This is a genomic window from Bradyrhizobium erythrophlei (assembly GCF_042430365.1).
Lineage (GTDB): Bacteria > Pseudomonadota > Alphaproteobacteria > Rhizobiales > Xanthobacteraceae > Bradyrhizobium > Bradyrhizobium erythrophlei.
This window is the reverse complement of the sequence record NZ_JBHMET010000051.1, coordinates 116,555-135,963: the sequence shown is the minus strand read 5'-3', so window position 1 is coordinate 135,963 and position 19,409 is coordinate 116,555. Positions and strand designations below refer to the sequence as shown.

Here is a 19,409-nt window from a genome sequence, read left to right as displayed (position 1 = left end):
CGCTTTCGAGTTCCACTGCAAGCGGATTGTTGCTAAGCATGGAGCAAGCTAGTCTTTGCCCGCTACGACGCCTTTTTCGAACGCACTTTGAAATAGAGGCCCGGAAATGAGGCATGCGCGCACGCCGACACACGCGACGTTGAGCAGAATTGTGCGGCTGCGAACCACGGCGGTCGCGCGCGTGGCTTTCGCGACATTCGCCTTCGCGAGCTTAAGTGCCTGCGAACAAAATAGTTTGTGGCGCCGCCGCCGCCCAAGGTCGATGTTGCAGTGCCCGTGCAGCGCGCCATCACGCGCTACATCGATGCCACTGGCAACACTGCGCCGATCAAGAGCGTCGATCTGGTTGCGCGCGTGCAGGGCTTCCTGCAGTCGATCGACTACAAGGACGGCACCTTCGTGAAGGAGGGGACCACACTGTTCACGATCGAGCCGGAGACCTACAAGCTGAAGCTCGAGCAGGCGAAGGCCGCCGAAGCCGGTGCGCAGGCGACGCTGAAGCAGGCCGAAGCGGACTTCAAGCGGCAAACGGATCTGGTGCAGCGGCAAGCTGTCTCGCAGGCGACTCTCGATACATCTACCGCGACGCGCGACAACGCGCAGGCCGGTTTGCAGCAGGCCGAAGTCAACACCAAGATCGCCGCGGTCAATTACGGCTATACCAACGTCACCGCGCCGTTCGACGGCATCGTCAGCAATCACCTCGTGTCGATCGGCGAGCTCGTCGGCGCGGCGTCGCCGACCCAGCTTGCCAGCATCGTGCAACTCGATCCGATCTATGTGAACTTCAACGTCAACGAACAGGACGTACAGCGCGTCCGCGACGAGGCGCGCAAGCTCGGCATGACCGCGAACGATCTCAGGCAATTGCCGGTCGAGGTCGGGCTGCAGACCGAAACCGGCTATCCGCACAAGGGCAATCTGGACTACGCCGCTCCGACGCTGAACCAGTCGACCGGAACACTGCCGGTGCGTGGCGTGATCCCCAATCCCGACCGTGTCCTGCTGCCGGGCTTCTACGTCCGCGTCCGCGTGCCCTTCGGCAAGCCGGACAATGCGCTGCTGGTCCCCGACGTCGCGCTCGGCAGCGACCAGACCGGACGCTACGTTCTGGTCGTGAACAGCGAGAACGTCGTCGAGCAGCGCAAAGTGCAGACCGGGCCGCTCGAGGGCGAGCTGCGCGTCATCGAAAGCGGGCTGAAGCCGGACGACCGTGTCGTCACCGCCGGCCTGTTGCGCGCGATCCCGGGGCAGAAGGTCGACCCGCAACTCAAGAAGATCGAAGCGGCGGCGGCACCGGCAAAATAGGGACGCGCCATGATATCGAAATTCTTCATCGAGCGGCCGGTCCTGTCCAACGTCATCGCGATCCTGATGATCCTGATCGGCGGCGTGGCGCTGTTCAACCTCGCGGTCGCGCAATATCCCGACGTCGTCCCGCCGACGGTGCAGGTGACGACGCGCTATCCGGGTGCATCCGCGAAAACCGTGGTCGACACCGTGGCGCTGCCGATCGAACAGCAGGTCAACGGCGTCGAGGACATGCTCTATATGCAGTCCTATGCCGGCGCTGACGGCACCTACACGCTGACGGTGACCTTCAAGATCGGCGTCGACCTCAACTTCGCGCAGGTCTTGGTGCAGAACCGCGTCTCCAGTGCGCTGGCGCAACTGCCGACCGCGGTGCAGAATCAGGGCGTCACGGTCCAGAAGAAGTCGACCTCGATCCTTTTGTTCGTGACGCTGACCTCGCCGAACAAAACCTACGACAGCCTGTTCCTGTCGAACTATGCCACCATCAACATCCGCGACGAGCTGTCGCGCCTGCCGGGCGTTGGCAACGTCACCGTGTTCGGCGCCGGCCAATATTCGATGCGGGTCTGGCTCGATCCGAACAAGCTGCAGGTCCGCGGACTGATGCCGCAGGATGTCGTCCAGGCGATCCAGCAGCAGAGCCAGCAGGTCACTGCGGGCCAGGTCGGGGCGCCGCCGACGCCGCCGGGACAGGCATTCCAGTACACGCTGAACGTCAACGGCCGGCTCAGCGACGCGAGCCAGTTCGAGGACATCATTGTCAAGACCGGCACTGTCGGCGACGTCACCCGTGTGCGCGACGTCGGCTGGGTCGAACTCGGCGCGCAAACCTACAGCCAGGTGTTCTCGCTGAACCAGAAGCCGGCCACCGGCATCGGCGTGTTCCTGTCGCCCGGCGCCAATGCGCTACAGGTCGAGAAGGCGGTCGAGAAGAAGGTGACGGAACTGGCCAAGCAGTTCCCGCAGGATATCAAATACGACACGCCGTTCGACACCACCAAGTTCGTGCAGGCATCGATCGACGAGGTTTACAAGACCCTCATCGAAGCCGGCCTGCTGGTGCTGGTCGTGATCCTGGTGTTCCTGCAGGACTGGCGCGCGATGCTGGTGCCGGCGACGACCGTGCCGGTCACCATCATCGGCGCGTTCGCCGCGATGGCTGCGCTCGGCTTCACCATCAACCTGTCGACGCTGTTTGCGATCGTGCTCGCGATCGGTATCGTGGTCGACGACGCCATCGTGGTGGTCGAGGGCGCCGCGCACAATATCGAGCGCGGCATGTCCGGCCATGATGCCGCGATCAAGGCGATGGACGAATTGTTCGCGCCGATCGTCGGCATCACGCTGGTGCTGATCTCGGTGTTCCTGCCGGCGGCCTTCCTGCCGGGGCTGACCGGGCGGATGTACGCGCAATTTGCGCTTGTCATCGCGGCGACCGCGCTGCTCAGCGCCGTCAATGCCGCGACGCTGAAGCCGACGCAGTGTGCGCTGTGGCTGCGCCGGCCGGTGCCGCCTGCGCAGCGCAATTTCTTCTACCGCGGCTTCAACGCGGTCTATGACCGCGTGGAGCGCGGCTACACGCGGGTGATCGGCGGGATCGCCGGCCACGCCAAGACCTCGGTCCTCATTGCGCTGCTCCTGATCGGGGCCGCCGGTTACGGCCTGTCACGGGTGCCGACCGGCTTCATTCCGATCGAGGACCAGGGCTATCTGCTGGCCGCCGTGCAGTTGCCCGACGGCGCCGCGATCGATCGCACCCAGAGCGTGCTCGACCAGGTCACCGAAATCGCCAGCAAGACGCCCGGTGTCGAGCAGGTGGTCGCGATCACCGGCATTTCCGCGCTCGACAATTCGTCGAGCCTGGCCAATGCCGGCGTCGCCTATCTGATCCTGAAGGATTGGAACTCGCGCGGGCCCGGCGAGGATCTGCGCTCGCTGGTCTACGGCCTCAACGACAGGCTCGCGGTGATCGAGCAAGCGCGTATCCTCGTGATCCCGCCGCCGCCGATCCAGGGTATCGGCAACGCCGCCGGCTTTGCCATGCAGGTCCAGCTCCGCGACGGCAACGCCGATTACGGCAAGCTGCAGGCAGTCACCGGCGCCGTCGTCGCCAATGCGCAGACACAAAGTGCGCTGCAGCGCGTCTCGTCGTCGTTCCGCTCGATGGTGCCGCAGTTCGACGTCCAGGTCGACCGCATCAAGACCCAGACCCTGCACGTCACCACCGACCAGATCTTCTCGACGCTCTCATCCTATCTCGGCGCGAGCTACGTCAACCAGTTCAACAAGTTCGGCCGCACCTTCCAGGTCTACACCCAGGCCGATGCGCAGTACCGCCTGACCTTGCGCGACATCGAGAACCTGATGGTGCGCAACAGCAATGGCGACATGATCCCGATCGGCACCGTGGCGAAGATCACGCCGGCGGTCGGTCCGTCGCTGATCAGCCTCTACAACCTTTATCCGTCCGCGACCATCATCGGACTGCCGGCGCAGGGCTACAGCTCCGGCCAGTCGATGGCGCTGATGGAGGAGATCGCGGCAAAGACCCTGCCGCCGGGCAGCGGCTATGAATGGACGGCGATGTCGTACCAGGAGAAGGCGGTCGGCAACCAGATCTACTACACGTTCGCCCTGGCGCTGCTGCTGGTCTACCTCGTGCTCGCCGGCCAGTATGAGAGCTGGTACGCCCCGATCTCGGTGATCCTGGCGGTGCCGCTGTCGCTGCTCGGGCCGACGCTGGTGCTGACGTCGCTGCGGATCGAGAACAACCTCTACACTCAGATCGGCATCATCCTCCTGATCGCGCTGTCGGCCAAGAACGCGATCCTGATCGTCGAGGTCGCGCTCGAGCACCACGTGCGCGACGGCAAGCCGGTGCTGGAATCGGCGATCGACGCCGCGCGGGCCCGGTTCCGGCCGATCCTGATGACGTCGTTCGCCTTCATCCTCGGCGTGCTGCCGCTGGTGATCGCGACCGGCGCTGGCGCCAACGCCCGCAAATCGATCGGCATCACCGTGTTCTCCGGCATGATCGCCTCGACCTGCCTCGCCGTGCTGTTCGTCCCGGCGTTCTTCGTCGTGGTGCAGAACTTTGAGAACTGGCGCAAGGCGAAGAAGGGGAAGGCGGTTGATGCGCAGGCGGTCTCGCAGGCGTCGGGGACGGTGCATTAGTTGTGTTGTAGCCGCGCACGCAAAGCTATCCCCATCACCCTGAGAAGGCCGCGAAGCGGCCGTCTCGAAGGGCGAACGGCCCAGCTTTCTCCACGCGGCACCAGCGGGGCCGTACATCCTTCGAGACGCGCGTTCCGCGCTCCTCAAGATGACGGTGCTCACACCGCCTATCTGCCTACACCCGCACCATGCGCTTGCCGCGATTCTCGCCGGCCAGAAGCCCGATCAAGGCTTTCGGTGTGTTCTCGAGCCCGTCGATCACGTCCTCCTGCACCTTCAGTCTGCCCGAGGCGACCCAGGACTGCAGGTCGGCGAGCGCGGCGTCGCGCTGGTCCATGTAGTCCATCACGATGAAGCCCTGCATGATCAGCCGCTTCACCACGATCAGGCCGGGCACGCCGCGCGGGCCGTGGGCGGAGGGCACGCCGTCATATTGCGAGATCGCTCCGCAGCACGCGATGCGGCCGCGGTTGTTCATCTGCGAGAGGCAGGCTTCCAGGATGTCGCCACCGACATTGTCGAAATAGACGTCGATGCCCTTGGCCGCCGCCGCGCGCAGCGCCTTGTAGGTCGCGCCGTCCTTGTAATCGACCGCGGCGTCGAAGCCGAGCTCTGATGTCAGCCAGTGGCACTTGTCCCTGCCGCCGGCGATGCCGACGACCCGGCAGCCCTTGATCTTCGCGATCTGGCCGACGATCGAGCCGACCGAACCGGCGGCCGCCGACACCACGACGGTCTCTCCCTCCTTGGGCTTGCCGACATCGAGCAGGCCGAAATAGGCGGTCAGCCCGGCCACGCCATAGACACTGAGCAGATGCGTCATCGGCTCGAGCTTCGGCATCTTCGACAGGTGCTTGGCCGGCAGTGCGGCATAGTCCTGCCAGCCGGTATCGCCGAACACGAGATCACCGGCTTTCAGGCCAAGCGCCTTTGACGACACCACTTCGGCGATGCTGCCGCCGGCCATCACGGTGTTGGCCTCGACGGCGGAGCGGTAGGTCGCGCCGTGCATCCAGGCGCGGTTGGCGGCGTCGAGCGAGATGTAGCGCGTCTTCAGCAATGCCTCGCCGTCCTTGGGCTCGGGTATCGCACCGTTGACGAGCCTGAAATGTTCGGGGCCGAGTTTGCCGGTCGGCTTCTCCACGAGCAGGATCTGACGATTGATGGTGTCGTTCATGGCGATGTCTCCCCCTTGAGACCTTGATCGTTCCGGATGCAATTGACTGCATCGCGGGCGCGCGACTGCACACATTGTGCGTTGCATAACGCTAGTCCGCGCGCTGGCATTCCACAACGGGAACGTTTCGGCAAAATTCCCGCCGGGCGGAAGCGTGTTGCGTCGCTGCGTAAATCTGCCACACTCAACTCAGCCGGGAACTTACGGGGGTAAGCAAATGTCCAGCAGGTTTACGCAGTACATCATGATTGCGATGGTCCTTGGCATTGTGATGGGGACGATTGTCTTCAACTACTTTCCTGACAGCCGTGCCGAAATCGCCGCAGACGTAAACCTGATCGCGATGCTGTTCCTGCGCATGATCAAGATGATCATCGCGCCCTTGGTGTTCGCAACCCTCGTCGGCGGCATCGCTCATATGGGAAGCGGCGCACGGCTCGGGCGCATCTTCGCCAAGACCATGGGCTGGTTCGTTTCCGCTTCTTTCATTTCGCTCTTGCTCGGCCTCGTGATGGTCAATTTGCTGCAGCCCGGCGCCAACTTCCCGGGCACGCTGCCCGACAAGGCGCAGTCGACCGGCCTGCCGGTGTCGGCTTTCTCCTTTGAAAAATTCCTGATCCATCTGGTGCCGACCTCGATCGCGGACGCGATGGCGCAGAACGAGATCCTGCAGATCGTGGTATTCGCGGTGTTCTTCGCGGTCGCGCTCGGCGCGATGCCGGAGCGGGCGAAACCGATCATGAGCATGATCGACGATCTCGCCCACATCATGCTGAAGGTGACGGGCTATGTGATGCTGTTCGCGCCGCTCGCGGTGTGGGCGGCGATCATGGCCACCGTCTCGAAGAACGGCCTCGGCGTGCTCTGGAAGCTGATCGTGTTCATGGGCGGCTTCTATCTCTCGCTTCTGATCCTGTGGGCGATCCTGGTCGTGGTCGGCTTCGTCGTGATCGGGCCGCGCTACAGCCACCTGCTGCGGCTGATCCGCGAGCCGTTGATGATCGCGTTCTCGACCGCCTCGTCGGAGGCCGCCTATCCGAAGACGCTTGAAGGGCTCAACCGCTTCGGCGCCTCGTCGCGGATCTCGGCCTTCGTGCTGCCGCTCGGCTATTCGTTCAATCTCGACGGCACGATGATGTATTGCACCTTCGCGAGCGTCTTCATCGCGCAGACCTACCACATCGAGATGTCCCTCGGCACGCAGCTCGCGATGCTGGCGACGCTGATGATCACCTCGAAGGGCGTCGCCGGCGTGCCGCGCGCCTCCCTCGTCGTGATCGCGTCCACGCTGGCGCAGTTCGGCATCCCCGAGGCCGGCCTGTTGATGATCATGGGCATCGACACCTTCCTCGACATGGGCCGCAGCGCCACCAACGTGATCGGCAACTCGCTGGCAACCGCTGTTGTCGCGAAGTGGGAGGGTGAGCTGAAGGCCGAGCACGAGCTCGAGCCCGACGACGCGGTGCCGTCGGATGCCGTGCCCGGCGCCGTGATGGCCGGCCATTGACGGGAGGGATGCATGCATCGCGCCCGATGGAGGCCGACATGGGCTAACGGCCAGACGCCGTCAGCATGCTTGCTATCAGCGCGCCTGCTGGCAGCATGTCTGCTGGCAACGCCCGCCTACGCGCAGTCGCCCGGCGGCGAGGGGCTCAGTCCTACGCTCGCCAATATCAAGGCCACGCATACCGTGCGGCTCGGCTATCGCGAGAGCTCGCCGCCGTTCTCGTTCCTCGACCATTCCAACCGGCCGATCGGCTATAGCCTCGAACTGTGCGAGGCGATCGTCGAGGAGATCGGGGTCGAGGTCGACGACGCCAATCTCAAGATCGAGCATGTCAAGGTCACCTCCGACGACCGCATTCCGGCGATCGTGCAGAACAAGATCGATCTCGAATGCGGATCGACCACGGCCAACGCCGAGCGCGGCAAGCAGGTGGCGTTCTCGCCGCTGATGTTCGTGGCCGGCACCAAGCTGATGGTGCCGAAGGCCTCGGGCGTGTCGCAGGTCGCCGATCTCAAGGGCAAGACGGTGGTGGTGACCAAGGGCACCACCAACGAGCAGGCGATGCACAATGTCGACAAGAAGCTGTCGCTCGGGCTGAACATCGTCACCGCAGGCGATCACGAGCAGTCCTATCAGATGCTGGTGGACGGCAAGGCTGACGCGTTCGCGACCGACGACATCCTGCTCTACGGCCTGATCGCGCGGCACAAGTCGCAGGCCACGTTCCGCGTCACCGGCGACTATCTGTCCTACGACCCCTACGGCATCATGTACCGCAAGGGCGAGCCGCAGATGAAGGACGTGGTCGAGCGCACCTTCCGCAAGCTCGCCACCAACCGCGACATCGTTCCGCTCTACAACAAGTGGTTCATCGCGCGCTTGCCGACCGGCGAGAAGCTCAACGTCGCGATCTCGCCGCAGCTCGAGGAGGCCTTCAAGGCGCTCGACGATTCGGCGGGCGGGGCGAATTAGTCGGTGACGCGCTCGTGTAGGGTGGGCAAAGGGGCGCTAGCCCCGTGCCCACCAACACGAGCAACGCAAGGCGTGGTGGCCACGCTTCGCTTTGTCCACCCTACGCACTTGGGCTACGCAAACACCTCATCCAGCGCGGCTTGATACGCCGCCTCGACCAAGTCCGGATGGCGCTTACCCAGCGCTTCCATCTTCACGCCGGAATTGACTTCGAGCACCTGCCAGCGGCCGTTGGCCCGCACCACGTCAACAGAAGCGAAGCGGATACCAACCGCCTTCGCGGCCTTGATCGCGAGCGCGACGCAGGCGTCGCGTGCCTCGCCGTCGGCGAGCAGCACCGGCTCCGCGCCGGCATCCAGATTGTGCCGCCAGTTGAGGATGCGTCGCTCGCCTGCGGGCAGGATGACTTCGAGCTCGGCCGCGGAGAAGTCCTCGGTGGCGGTGTTGAGTTGCTCCGCCGCGACCGCTCTGCGCGCGAGCTCACGCAGCGAATGCGTGCCGTCGCCTGTGATCGTCGGACGCGTCTTGCCGTAGACGATCAACGCGCGCTCGTCGAGCAGCACCACGCGGACCTCGTCCTCGATCTCGACATAGGGCGAGATTGCAAGACTCGGATAGGCGGCAAGGATGCGGGCGGCCGCTCGCTCCAGTTGCGGCCTGGTCGACACGCGGACAACAAGCTCGCCCGAGGTGCCCTCATTGGGCTTGACGACGAGGCCTTGCGGATGCTGCTCGAGAAGACGCAGCATCGCATCAAACGAGTCCGATCCCGGAATGTGCTTGCTGAGCTTCGCACCGAGGAACAGCGTGTGCGGAATGACTGATACGCCGGCCGCTGCCAGCGCTTCCGCGCAGGCCGCCTTGTCGTTCGCGACCTGATGCGCGACCGCGCTGTTCAGCCCGAGATCGTAGCCGATCGCGAGCCGCCGCTGCCCGTCTCGTGTCATGATCACGAGCCAGCCGCCGGACCTGATCTCGATCGCGATTTTGTGCGCGAGACAATATTTTTTGATGGTTTCTAAGAAGATTCGCTGGCTGATCAGGACCACTAAATGATTTTCCCTTCGCAGCACCTTTCGTGGCAATTAATTGCCAGATCGGCGGCGATCTCAGCAAGTAAATTGCGTCGATCTAGCCGCGTTAACGATACCGTGGTCGAACCCTTTTCCGAAATCGATCGACTGCCATTCCGAGATCGCAATTGCACGCTAAGTAATCTTGACTATCTCATCCATCGGCGCAATGGACACACGAGATCTTCAATGATCTCAGTCACTTTCGCGCGGTCGCGAGCAGTCTAGAAATCAATTCGTTCTAAATCCGGCTAGTCGAGAAAACGAAAACACATGAGCGCGTTCTATCGAGAGAAAGTTCTTTCTGTTCACCACTGGACCGATACGCTTTTCAGCTTCCGAGCCACCCGCGATACCGGTTTCCGCTTCCAGAACGGCCAGTTCGCCATGATCGGCCTCGAGGTCGAGGGCCGGCCGCTGTTGCGCGCCTATTCGATGGCGAGCGCCAATCACGAGGAAGAGCTCGAGTTCTTCTCGATCAAGGTGCAGGACGGTCCGCTCACCTCCAAGCTGCAGAAGATCCAGGAAGGCGACACCATCCTGGTCGGCCGCAAGGCGACCGGCACGCTGATCACCGACAATCTGATCCCCGGCAAGCGGCTGCTGCTGCTGTCGACCGGCACCGGGCTCGCGCCGTTCGCCAGCCTGATCAAGGACCCCGACGTCTATGATCGCTACGACTCGATCGTGCTGGTCCATGGCTGCCGCCAGGTCTCCGAGCTTGCCTATGGCGAGGAGCTGGTCGCCAAGCTGCGCGACGACGAATTGTTCGGGCCGCTGCTCTCCGAGAAGCTGCTCTATTATCCGACGGTGACGCGCGAGCCGTTCCGCAACCGCGGCCGCATCACCGACCTCATCACCTCCAACCAGCTCTTCACCGACCTGCATCAGGGCCCGCTCGACATCGAGACCGACCGCATCATGATGTGCGGCAGCCCGGCGATGCTGGAGGACCTGAAGGATCTGTTCGAGACGCGCGGCTTCAAGGAAGGCAGCGGCAACACGCCCGGTCATTTCGTGATCGAGAAGGCGTTCGTCGAGCGCTGAGCTTGGTCGTCCCGGCCAAGCGGAGCGCGAGCCAGGACCCATTACCACCGCTATCTGTTTAGCGAAGGCTGGAGCCCCATCGGGCTCCAGCCTTTTGCTTTTGACCATTGCATCCGCGCTTCCTTCACCTCTCCCGCTTGCGGGGGAGGTCGCATTGCATCGGAGATGCAATGCGGGTGGGGGTTCTTTCCACTCAAAGGTTCTAACAAGCGGAGACACCCCCACCCCAACCCTCCCCCGCAAGCGGGAGAGGGGGCCTACTTCCGCTGTGGCTGCTATTCGGCAGTCTCGTCTGCTGAGTGGCGCCGTTCCTTACCCCGCTGCTATAACTCCCTCAACGCCGCGCACCCGTGCCGACGCGGCAGCCAGGGAGCGCGCATTGTCCATCACCGATCCGAATGCACCGAAGACCGCCTTTGTGTTCGCCGGCGGCGGCAGCTTTGGCGCGATCCAGGTCGGCATGCTGCATTCGCTCGCCCGCCGCGGCATCACCGCTGACATGGTGGTCGGTTCCAGCGTCGGTGCGCTGAACGGCGCCTTCTATGCCGGCGATCCGACGCTGTCAGGCGTCGAGCGGCTGGCCGCGATCTGGCGCGGCCTGCAGCGGCACGACGTGTTTCCGGTGACCTGGAAGACAATGGCGAGCTTCCTGTGGCGGCGCGACTTCCTGATTCCGCACGACGGCATCCGCAAGCTGATCGACGATCACATCCCGTTCCGCAACCTCGAGGACGCGCGGATGCCGGTGCATATCGTGACGACCGACATCATCTCCGGCGACAGCGTGGTGCTGTCGGAAGGCTCGACTGCGGAGGCGATCGTGGCGTCGACCGCAATCCCCGGCGCATTCACGCCGGTTCATTACCGGGATCATTTCCTGGCGGACGGCGCGATTTCGAGCAATACGCCGGTTCGCGTCGCGGTGAGGCAGGGGGCCAAGCGCCTGATCGTGCTGCCGACCGGGCATGCCTGCGCCAACCAGACGCCGCCGTCCGGCGCGCTGGCCAATGCGCTGCATGCGCTGACGCTCCTGATCGCGCGGCAACTCGTCAATGAGCTCGAGAATCTCAACCCCGAGATCGAGTATTTCGTGGTGCCGCCGCTGTGTCCGCTGGTCGGATCACCGTATGATTTCTCGCGCACATCCGATCACATTGAGCGGGCGATCCGAACGACCGACGCATGGCTGGCCGAAGGCGGGTTAAAGCAGGGCCAGATTCCGCACGAGCTGCAACCGCACGAGCATTAGGGATCGCGCCCCGCGGTCCCTTCGTTGCACCGCAAAAGGGACACTTCGAGTCAATTTGCGCAGCCGGCGTCACCGGTCACGTGATCGCGAGCGCTGTCACATCGCTGATGACCTAGCCGTATAACCGGGTAGCACTTGCTCCGTGAGTTGGATTAGGCTCAAGGCCAACAAGATGATCTTGCCGATTGGCTGAGGGGTTCCGATGGAAACGCTGCTGCTTCCGTTCTCGCCACGCTTCATCGTGCTGACGATTTGCTCCGTCGTGACCGCCTTGCTGCTCGGGATCGGGGCCTTCGACCACAACCCGAAGATCTGGGATGTGGTGTTCATACCGCTGGTGATCTTCGGCGCGCTGACGACACTCGGCATCCGCGATCTCGTGCAGAAGAACCACGCGGTGCTGCGCAATTATCCGATTTCCGCGCATATGCGCTTCCTGCTCGAGGAAATCCGCCCGGAGATGCGGCAATATTTCTTCGAGAGCGAGAAGGACGGCATGCCGTTCTCCCGCGACACCCGCGCGGTGGTCTATCAGCGCGCCAAGAAGGTGCTCGACAAGCGGCCGTTCGGCACGCAGGAGGATGTCTATCGCGAAGGTTATGAATGGATGCACCATTCGGTGGCGCCGAAAACGCGCGCCGATCCGAGCTTCCGCATCACCATTGGCGGCCCCGATTGCACCAGGCCGTATTCGGCCTCGGTCTTCAACATCTCGGCGATGAGCTTCGGCGCGCTGAGCCCGAACGCGGTGCGCGCGCTGAACGCGGGCGCCAGGAAGGGCGGCTTCGCGCACGACACCGGCGAAGGCGGCGTCAGCCCCTATCACCGCGAGAAGGGCGGCGACATCATCTGGGAGATCGGCTCCGGCTATTTCGGTTGCCGCAACCGCGACGGCAGCTTCAACCCCGATGAATTCGCCCGCGTCGCCACCGACGACCAGATCAAGATGGTCGAATTGAAGATGAGCCAGGGCGCCAAGCCCGGCCATGGTGGCGTGCTGCCGGCGGCCAAGGTGTCGGAGGAGATCTCCAAGATCAGGGGCGTGCCGATGGGCGAGGACTGCATCTCGCCGGCCGCCCACACGGCGTTCTCGACGCCGCTGCAGATGATGGAGTTCATCGCCCGGATGCGGAAGCTGTCCGGCGGCAAGCCGGCCGGGTTCAAGATGTGCGTCGGCCACCCCTGGGAGTTCCTGGCGATCTGCAAGGCGATGAAGGAAAGCGGGCTCTACCCCGATTTCATCGTGGTCGACGGCAATGAGGGCGGCACCGGTGCAGCACCGCTGGAGTTCATGGACCATTTGGGCATGCCGATGCGCGAGGGCGTCAATTTCGTCCACAACGCGCTGGTCGGCATCGGCGCCCGCGATCGCATCAAGATCGGCGCCTCCGGCAAGGTCGCAACCGCCTTCGACATGGCGCGCGCGATGGCGATCGGGGCCGACTGGTGCAATTCGGCGCGCGGCTTCATGTTCGCGCTCGGCTGCATCCAGTCCTTGAGCTGCCACACCGATCGCTGCCCGACCGGCGTCACATCGCAGGATCCGATCCGCAACCGCGCGCTCTACGTGCCCGACAAGTTCGAGCGCGTGTACAATTATCATCACAACACGCTGCATGCCCTTGCCGAGCTGCTTGCCGCCGCCGGCCTCGAGCATCCGCAGGAGCTGCGGCCGATCCACTTCTCGCAGCGGACCTCGACCACCGAAGTCTGCACCTTCGCGCAACTCTATCCGGCGCTGCGTCCCGGCGAATTGCTCGAAGGCACCGAAGACCGCCGCTTCCGCGACGCCTGGGCGATGGCGCGCGCGGACTCGTTCCAGCCGGCGGGATAGGTGGGTCACATCGAGGCAGGAGATCCGAACCAGGCGCACAGTGCGTCGGCGAGTCCCACCTGAGCCGTCTCGCCGACCCAGGCCACATAGCCGTCGGGCCGGACCAGCACCGCGGTGGGAGCAGGAACAGCGCCGAGCACCGGAAGCTCCCACCGACCGACGTATTCTGCGTCGACCGATTGAACGCGATCGTCCCAGGCCGTGATGTCGAAGCCGCCGGGCTTACCGAAATTGAGCAGCACCGGCCGGGCCTTGTGCAGTAGGGTGAAGACGCGCGGCGGGCCGCCGGCGGTGACCAGGTCGAGATCGGGCATGCGGCGTCCGAGCAGCGCGTGCCCGTCACCGCCGTCGTAACGAATGTCCAGACCGGACATCATCGCGGCCAGCCGCGTGCGCGGCTCGTTCATGGCGAGCAATTCGGACACGATCTCGTGCAGGGCTTTGGTGTGGTCGTCGAAGCGGCGAAGCGCGACTTGCGCCATCGTGTTGCGCAGCACGCGCGCCGCCACCGGGTGGCGCTCGGCATGGTAGGTATCGAGCAGGCTTTCCGGCGAGATGTGCTTCACCACCTGCGCCAGCTTCCAGCCCAGATTCATTGCATCCTGCACGCCGATATTCAGGCCCTGTCCACCCATCGGGGGATGCACGTGGGCGGCGTCGCCGGCGAGCAGGACGCGCTGCTTGCGGTAGGCCGCGGCCTGACGAGTCATGTCGGTGAACCCTGAGATCCAGGTTGGACTGTGGATTCCGAAGTCGGTGCCATAGACGGCGATGAGCGCCTCGCTGACGTTGCGTAGGGTGGGCTCGCTGGTGAGCCGCAGCTGCGGTTCGGTCAGCACGAGCCGCACGTGCCGCGCTCCGCCCTCGGCCCTGCCGATCGCATGCATGCCGACCGCATCCCGGTGAAACCCCCACTTCGGCTCCTCCGACATCTGCGCTTCCGCGATCAGCCAGCTTGTCGTCGGGTCACAGCCGGGAAAATCGATGCCGGCTGTCTTGCGAACCACGCTGCGGCCTCCATCGCACCCGACGAGATATTTCGCCCGGAGCGACTGTCGGTCGGACAGCGCGACGTCGACGCCGGCATCGTCCTGCGTGAAGTCCGTCACCTCACGTTCGCGATAGATCGGCACCGCCAGCTCGCCGACCCAGTCGGCAAGGATGCGCTCGATGTGCTTCTGCCACAGACCGAGCACGTAGTTGTGCCGGGTCGGAAAGTTGCTGATGTCGAGGGCGATCTGGTGAAAATGCGCCACCCGGTGGAGCGCTCCCTCGGAGAGAAACTGGTCGGCGATTCCACGCTGGTCGAACTCCTCGATGGTGCGTGCGTGCAGGCCACCGGCGCGCGAGCCCACGAGGTCCTGGCTCGCACGCCGCTCGACAATGGCAACGTCGATGCCCGCCAACGCCAACTCGCCTGCGAGCGTTAGTCCGGTCGGACCTCCGCCGGCGATCACCACCGCATGTTCGCTCATCCCGCGTCCCCTTCCGTTCGATCGATTCGGGCGGCGGTTCTACGGGATCGACCGGGGCTTGCGGCAAGCCCGGGGGCATTCATATATCTAAGTGGGGAAGGGGCTGTGGGCCTGTCCTGCCAATGCTGTCCATTCAGGACGAGCTATTTCCAGCCGTCATTGCGAGGAGCGAAGAAGCAATCCACTGTTTCCGCGCGTGTGGAGGCAATGGATTGCTTCGCTTCGCTCGCAATGACGGTGAGAAGTTCGTAGCCCGGATGGAGCGCAGCGAAATCCGGGACGCTTTCTCGATGAGAGAGCCAATCCCGGATTTCGCTCCGCTCCATCCGGGCTACGTTCTTCCGTGACCTAAAACTCCCCGTGCAGCCGGCCGGAGAAGATGTGCACCGGGCCGCGGTCGGCGTTGTAGGCGGGGTTGGTCATGAACTGATAGTCCGCCGTCAGCGTGACGTTCTTGTTCAGCGAATACGCGTAGTAGGTCTCGAAGATGCGCTCGTTGCGGTAGTTGAGCGCGCCGTCGCCGATCAGGAGGCCAAGGCCGCCGGCCGCGAGGAAATCGCGATGCGCGGCGGAGAGCCCGTTGACTGCGCCGCCGATGCCGATGGTGTCGTTCGGTCGGCCCCAATAGCTGCCCTTCACCGACAGGCCGCCTGAGACGCTGCGGTCGACGTCGGTGAACGACAGGATCTCGTTCTGGCCGTCGTTCCAGCTCAGTCGGCCGAACACGCCGACGTCCTTGGCAATCTGCTGCTCGCCATTGAGGTAGAAGCCGTATTTCAGATTGTCTTTGCGGATGCCGGCCATCACGCCGTTGATGTCGAGCGTCGGATCGAAGCCCTCGATCGCGAGCGCCTGGCGGTAATTGCCGGTGTTGCCGCGATTGCCGAACACGCCGACGCGCACTTTGCCGGGCTGGTCGAAGATCGAATAGCGGCCCTCGAACTCCACCACGGCGCCGCCGGTCTTGAAGGCGAGAATGTCGCTGTTCGGCGCACCCGGCACCTGGAACATGCCGGCGCGCACCGCCCAATCCTTGCGGTTGAACTCGGCCACGGCGCCGCGCGTATAGCCGGGCAGGTCGGCCGGGAAATCATAGGCGGCGGAGGCCCACATCGCCCAGTTCATGAAATCGGCGCGCGGGTCCTTGGCGTAGGAATTGCCGTCGAAGAAGTCGCCGATCGCGAAGCGGCCGACGATGATCGTGAGGCGATCGATGTCGCGCTTGCCCGCGAGCTGGTTGGGGCCGTCGGCGACCTCTTCCTGCTCGCCGCCGAAGCCGATGGTTTGCTTGAAGTAGTAGCGCTGCGGCCGGATCTTCGGGTACGCCGCGCCGGCCTTCTGGGCTTCGCCGTTGGAGAAGCCGGCAAGACCGAGCGTGCCGTTGAGGCCAAAACCCTGCGCGGTCTCCGGGTTGAAGTAGAACTCGCCGCCGTCCCACAGCCGCACGCCGAGGAATGCCGTCGTGGTCCAGGTCTGTTGCAACTGCCCGGCACCCGGCAGGCTGTTGGTGCCGGTATAGGGAGCGCGGAAATTCAGGTAGCCCTGCGGCAACAGCGTCGTCTGCGCGTGCACGTTCCAGTCGTTGGATTCCGGCAGCGCGGCCTGCTGCGGGGTCGCCGACCACGGTGAATCACCCAATTGGTAGTTCAGACCGAACTTCAGGAGATGGATGCGCGGGTCGATGGTGACGCCGGGCATGCCGAAGTCGCCGAGGCCAAGCGTCCGGCGCGACAGGTCGATGTAGTCGTATTCGATCTTGGCGGTCCAGTTGCCGCTCAGCGCGAATTCGGCGCCGGCGCCAACCGTCCAGCCGGTCTGGTACTGGCCGGGATCGGAGATCACGCCGTCGCCGGCCGCATTGACCCTGACACGGCTGTGTCCCCAGGCGAAGCCGCCGGTGAGGTAGGGCATCCAGGTGCCGAACGAGTAGCCGGCGCGGCCGCGTAACGTCCCGACATAGTCGATCGTGCCGTTGAACGGGGCCGGCATTTGGCGTGCATGGCGCGCCTGATCGAGTGGACTGGTGAAGGTCGCATCGGCCTCGACGCCGAGCACGAAGCGGTTGGCGAACTCCCTGTTGTAGCCGACCTGGAAGCCGCCGATCCCGCCGGTGATGGTGGGGGGAAAGAACACGCCCTGCTCGGGAAGCGGATTGGTGCCGGGGCCGAGGGTGCCGTCGCCATAGCCGACATGGCCGCCGACATAGAATCCCGTCCAGTTGTAGATCGTCCGGTAAGCGGGTGCCTTGATCGCCATGTCGGCTGCGACCGCGGCCGGGCCGAATGCAGCCGCGCCGAGCGCCGCGCCGGCGGCGAAACGGACCCGGAACAGGCGGACACAGGTCATGACACGGCGCCCACTGCGCGGATGGTGGCGAAATCGCCCGACATCAGCGCAGATTTGGTCGCTGCCCGCCATCCCCGAATCGAAATCATCGCCCGCTGCCCCCGGCCGGATCAGTGTTGCCCCGATTGAAGCCAGATCACCAGATCGTGTGGTTTCTTCCCTATTGCAAGTAATTCGCAATAGCAACAACGTTTCGCCGGTATCCTGTTCGATTTGCATGTCACGATGACAGAGGTGCAACAACGCAGGGCAGTGAGTCGTGGGCCGCCGTGCGCTGGCGCGGCCTGCGGCACGCCGGGTTGCGGAGGCCGCATTGACGTCCAGCGGATCATTCGATGCGATCATCCTGGTCTTCCTTCATCGCAGGTCCGGATTTCGGTCTTGATCTCGTCCCGAGCACGACGACGGCGCCGGCCCGTCCAAGCCAGCTCGCTGCCGACAACGCCGCGCGCAGCGAGGCTGTCGGGATCGCGCGCCGCAAATAGAGTGCGGTCGCACCGCGCAGGACGGCGCCGGCCAGCCTGAGCAGCACGATCGCGCCCCAGCGACGGCAGGTCCCGGGCGCGCTCCCGGTCACGCCCCCACCGTTGCCAGCTGAAAGATGCGGAGCAGCACGAGGCCGGCGGCGACCACGAGATAGCCACGCAGCACGATCATCCAGATCCGGCTTAGCGGACTGAGGCGCGCCGGCGGGAGCTCGGCGAGTGGCGGCATCCGCCAGCTGTCGCGAGCAAACCGCGGCGCGCGCGGCCTGAACCGCAAGGAATCGGCTCGCGGCGACGACAACGCATACAGCTTGACCGCTGCCGTGACCGCCAGCGCAAGCAGGCTGCCGCCGACCAGAATGCCGATGATCCATCCCTCGCCGAGATCGGGAAACAGCACCGACGCAGTCAGGATCACCGACAACATCACGAGGGCTGCGACCACGGCGCCGGTAAACAGGTTCAGCCGCGCCGAATTGACCCAGGGGCCGAGGATGTGGCGGTCATTGCAGAGCAGGAGCAGGAACACGGTCGCGCTCGGCAGCAGCACGCCGGCCAGCGTCTGCACCGCATTGGTCAGCAGCCCAAGCGGCGTGCCCGGCGTCAGCACCAGCACGGCGGCGAGCACGATCAGGCCGCAATAGACGGCGTAGAAGCCCTTGGCGTCCCACGGCTTGCGATGCAGCGAGTGCTTGACCGCGAAGACATCGCCGATCGCATAAGCGGTCGCCAGCGAGACCGCCGCCGCGCCGATGATGCAGGCGTCGAGCAGCGCGAGCGCAAACAGCACCGCGGGAAGCCGGCCGGCATATTTCTCCAGCCCGACAGCGGTCCCCAGCGCGTCGGTGTAGGCGCCGAATTCGGGCCGCCCGGCGAAGATTTGGGCGCAGAAGGAGATCATCGCCACCGCGCCGACGACGACCAGGACGATCCCGATGCAGAGGTCCATGCGCTCGTAGCGGATGAAGCGCGGCGTGATTCGCTTGTCGACGATGTAGCTCTGCTGGAAGAACAATTGCCACGGCGCCACCGTGGTGCCGACGATCGCGACGATCAGCAGCATCACCTCGCTGAGCTTCGCGTTCTCGGGCATCTTCGGCACCAAGAAGTCCGCCGCGATCTGCCCGACCGGCGGATGCACCAGCAGGATCACTGGCACCAGCAGCAGGCTGCCGGCGACGAGCACGATGCCGAAGCGCTCGAAGCGGCGGAAATTGCCGGTCGAGACCGCGATCATGATGATCGCGGCCGAGGCCAGCACGCCCCAGAACTGCGACAGGCCGAGATAGCTGAGCGCGAGCGTGATGCCGATGAATTCGGTGACGATGGTCAATGCGTTCAGCAGCAGGAGGTCGATGACGCTGAAGGCGCCCCAGAACCGGCCGAAGCGCGCGAAGATCAGGCGCGCATGGCCGACGCCGGTGACGGCGCCGAGCCGCACCACCATCTCCTGGTTGACGTAGAGCACCGGGATCAGGAGCATCAGCGTCCACAGCAAGGTGGTGCCGTAGTTCTGTCCGGCCTGGGTGTAGGTGCCGAAGGCGCCGGCGTCGTTGTCGCCGACCATGACGATCAGGCCGGGGCCGACGATCGCCATCAGTGTCTTGAGCCGCGCCGGGAAAGTGGCCCGCGGCGCGATGTCGTCGCTGGCGATGCTGCCGAGCGCGCCGTGGATGTCGCCGACATGGGCCGTATCAAGGACGGCGGTCGTGATGGATTCAGTCTTGATCATGTTCGCTCCGATTGTCCCTTCGCG

12 protein-coding genes and 1 pseudogene are annotated in these 19,409 nt (G+C 64.5%); 7 read left to right on the top strand and 6 right to left on the bottom strand.

Features of this window, described 5'->3' with window-relative positions; genetic code table 11:
* The first annotated feature begins 151 nt into the window (after positions 1-151).
* Together ACFFWD_RS08710 and ACFFWD_RS08705 are read left to right on the top strand one after the other, a co-directional pair.
* Positions 152-1,308 (top strand): annotated as a pseudogene (locus tag ACFFWD_RS08710) (efflux RND transporter periplasmic adaptor subunit).
* 9 nt (positions 1,309-1,317) lie between these two features.
* Positions 1,318-4,488, top strand: a complete 3,171-nt coding sequence (locus ACFFWD_RS08705) for an efflux RND transporter permease subunit (RefSeq protein ID WP_376963677.1) — start codon at positions 1,318-1,320, stop codon at positions 4,486-4,488.
* Positions 4,489-4,663: 175 nt separating this feature from the next.
* Here the strand turns inward: ACFFWD_RS08705 and ACFFWD_RS08700 are convergent, their stop codons facing one another.
* On the bottom strand, positions 4,664-5,665 hold the full coding sequence (locus tag ACFFWD_RS08700; protein ID WP_376963674.1) for an NADP-dependent oxidoreductase: 1,002 nt from the start codon (positions 5,663-5,665) through the stop codon (positions 4,664-4,666).
* A gap of 217 nt (positions 5,666-5,882) precedes the next feature.
* Between ACFFWD_RS08700 and ACFFWD_RS08695 the strand changes: the two genes are divergently transcribed.
* Both ACFFWD_RS08695 and ACFFWD_RS08690 read left to right on the top strand, forming a co-directional pair.
* On the top strand, positions 5,883-7,172 hold the full coding sequence (locus ACFFWD_RS08695; protein ID WP_376963671.1) for a dicarboxylate/amino acid:cation symporter: 1,290 nt from the start codon (positions 5,883-5,885) through the stop codon (positions 7,170-7,172).
* 12 nt (positions 7,173-7,184) lie between these two features.
* The gene (locus ACFFWD_RS08690) at positions 7,185-8,144 is read left to right on the top strand and encodes an amino acid ABC transporter substrate-binding protein (protein ID WP_376963668.1); all 960 of its coding nucleotides are present in this window, start codon (positions 7,185-7,187) and stop codon (positions 8,142-8,144) included.
* Positions 8,145-8,257: 113 nt separating this feature from the next.
* Here the strand turns inward: ACFFWD_RS08690 and ACFFWD_RS08685 are convergent, their stop codons facing one another.
* Entirely contained in the window at positions 8,258-9,193 is a 936-nt protein-coding gene (locus tag ACFFWD_RS08685; RefSeq protein ID WP_376963665.1) for an ATP-grasp domain-containing protein, read from the bottom strand.
* Between the two features lie 297 nt (positions 9,194-9,490).
* Between ACFFWD_RS08685 and ACFFWD_RS08680 the strand changes: the two genes are divergently transcribed.
* From ACFFWD_RS08680 to ACFFWD_RS08670, 3 genes are all read left to right on the top strand, one after another.
* Positions 9,491-10,264: a ferredoxin--NADP reductase gene (locus ACFFWD_RS08680; protein WP_376963662.1), complete on the top strand. Its 774-nt coding sequence runs from the start codon at positions 9,491-9,493 to the stop codon at positions 10,262-10,264.
* 379 nt (positions 10,265-10,643) lie between these two features.
* Entirely contained in the window at positions 10,644-11,513 is an 870-nt protein-coding gene (locus tag ACFFWD_RS08675; RefSeq protein WP_376963659.1) for a patatin-like phospholipase family protein, read from the top strand.
* 202 nt (positions 11,514-11,715) lie between these two features.
* Positions 11,716-13,347, top strand: coding sequence for an FMN-binding glutamate synthase family protein (locus tag ACFFWD_RS08670; protein ID WP_376963656.1), 1,632 nt, complete (start codon positions 11,716-11,718; stop codon positions 13,345-13,347).
* Between the two features lie 5 nt (positions 13,348-13,352).
* Here ACFFWD_RS08670 and ACFFWD_RS08665 read toward each other — a convergent pair whose 3' ends face one another.
* From ACFFWD_RS08665 to ACFFWD_RS08650, 4 genes are all read right to left on the bottom strand, one after another.
* Positions 13,353-14,822, bottom strand: a complete 1,470-nt coding sequence (locus ACFFWD_RS08665; RefSeq protein WP_376963653.1) for an FAD-dependent monooxygenase — start codon at positions 14,820-14,822, stop codon at positions 13,353-13,355.
* Positions 14,823-15,170: 348 nt separating this feature from the next.
* Positions 15,171-17,168, bottom strand: a complete 1,998-nt coding sequence (locus ACFFWD_RS08660; RefSeq protein ID WP_376963651.1) for a carbohydrate porin — start codon at positions 17,166-17,168, stop codon at positions 15,171-15,173.
* A gap of 328 nt (positions 17,169-17,496) precedes the next feature.
* A complete protein-coding gene (locus tag ACFFWD_RS08655; protein WP_376963648.1) occupies positions 17,497-17,745 on the bottom strand; it encodes a hypothetical protein in 249 nt (82 codons plus the stop codon).
* Complete coding sequence (locus tag ACFFWD_RS08650; RefSeq protein ID WP_376963645.1) at positions 17,742-19,385, bottom strand: NRAMP family divalent metal transporter; 1,644 nt, start codon at positions 19,383-19,385, stop codon at positions 17,742-17,744. The genes ACFFWD_RS08655 and ACFFWD_RS08650 overlap by 4 nt, the downstream gene beginning before the upstream one ends.
* Positions 19,386-19,409: the final 24 nt, after the last annotated feature.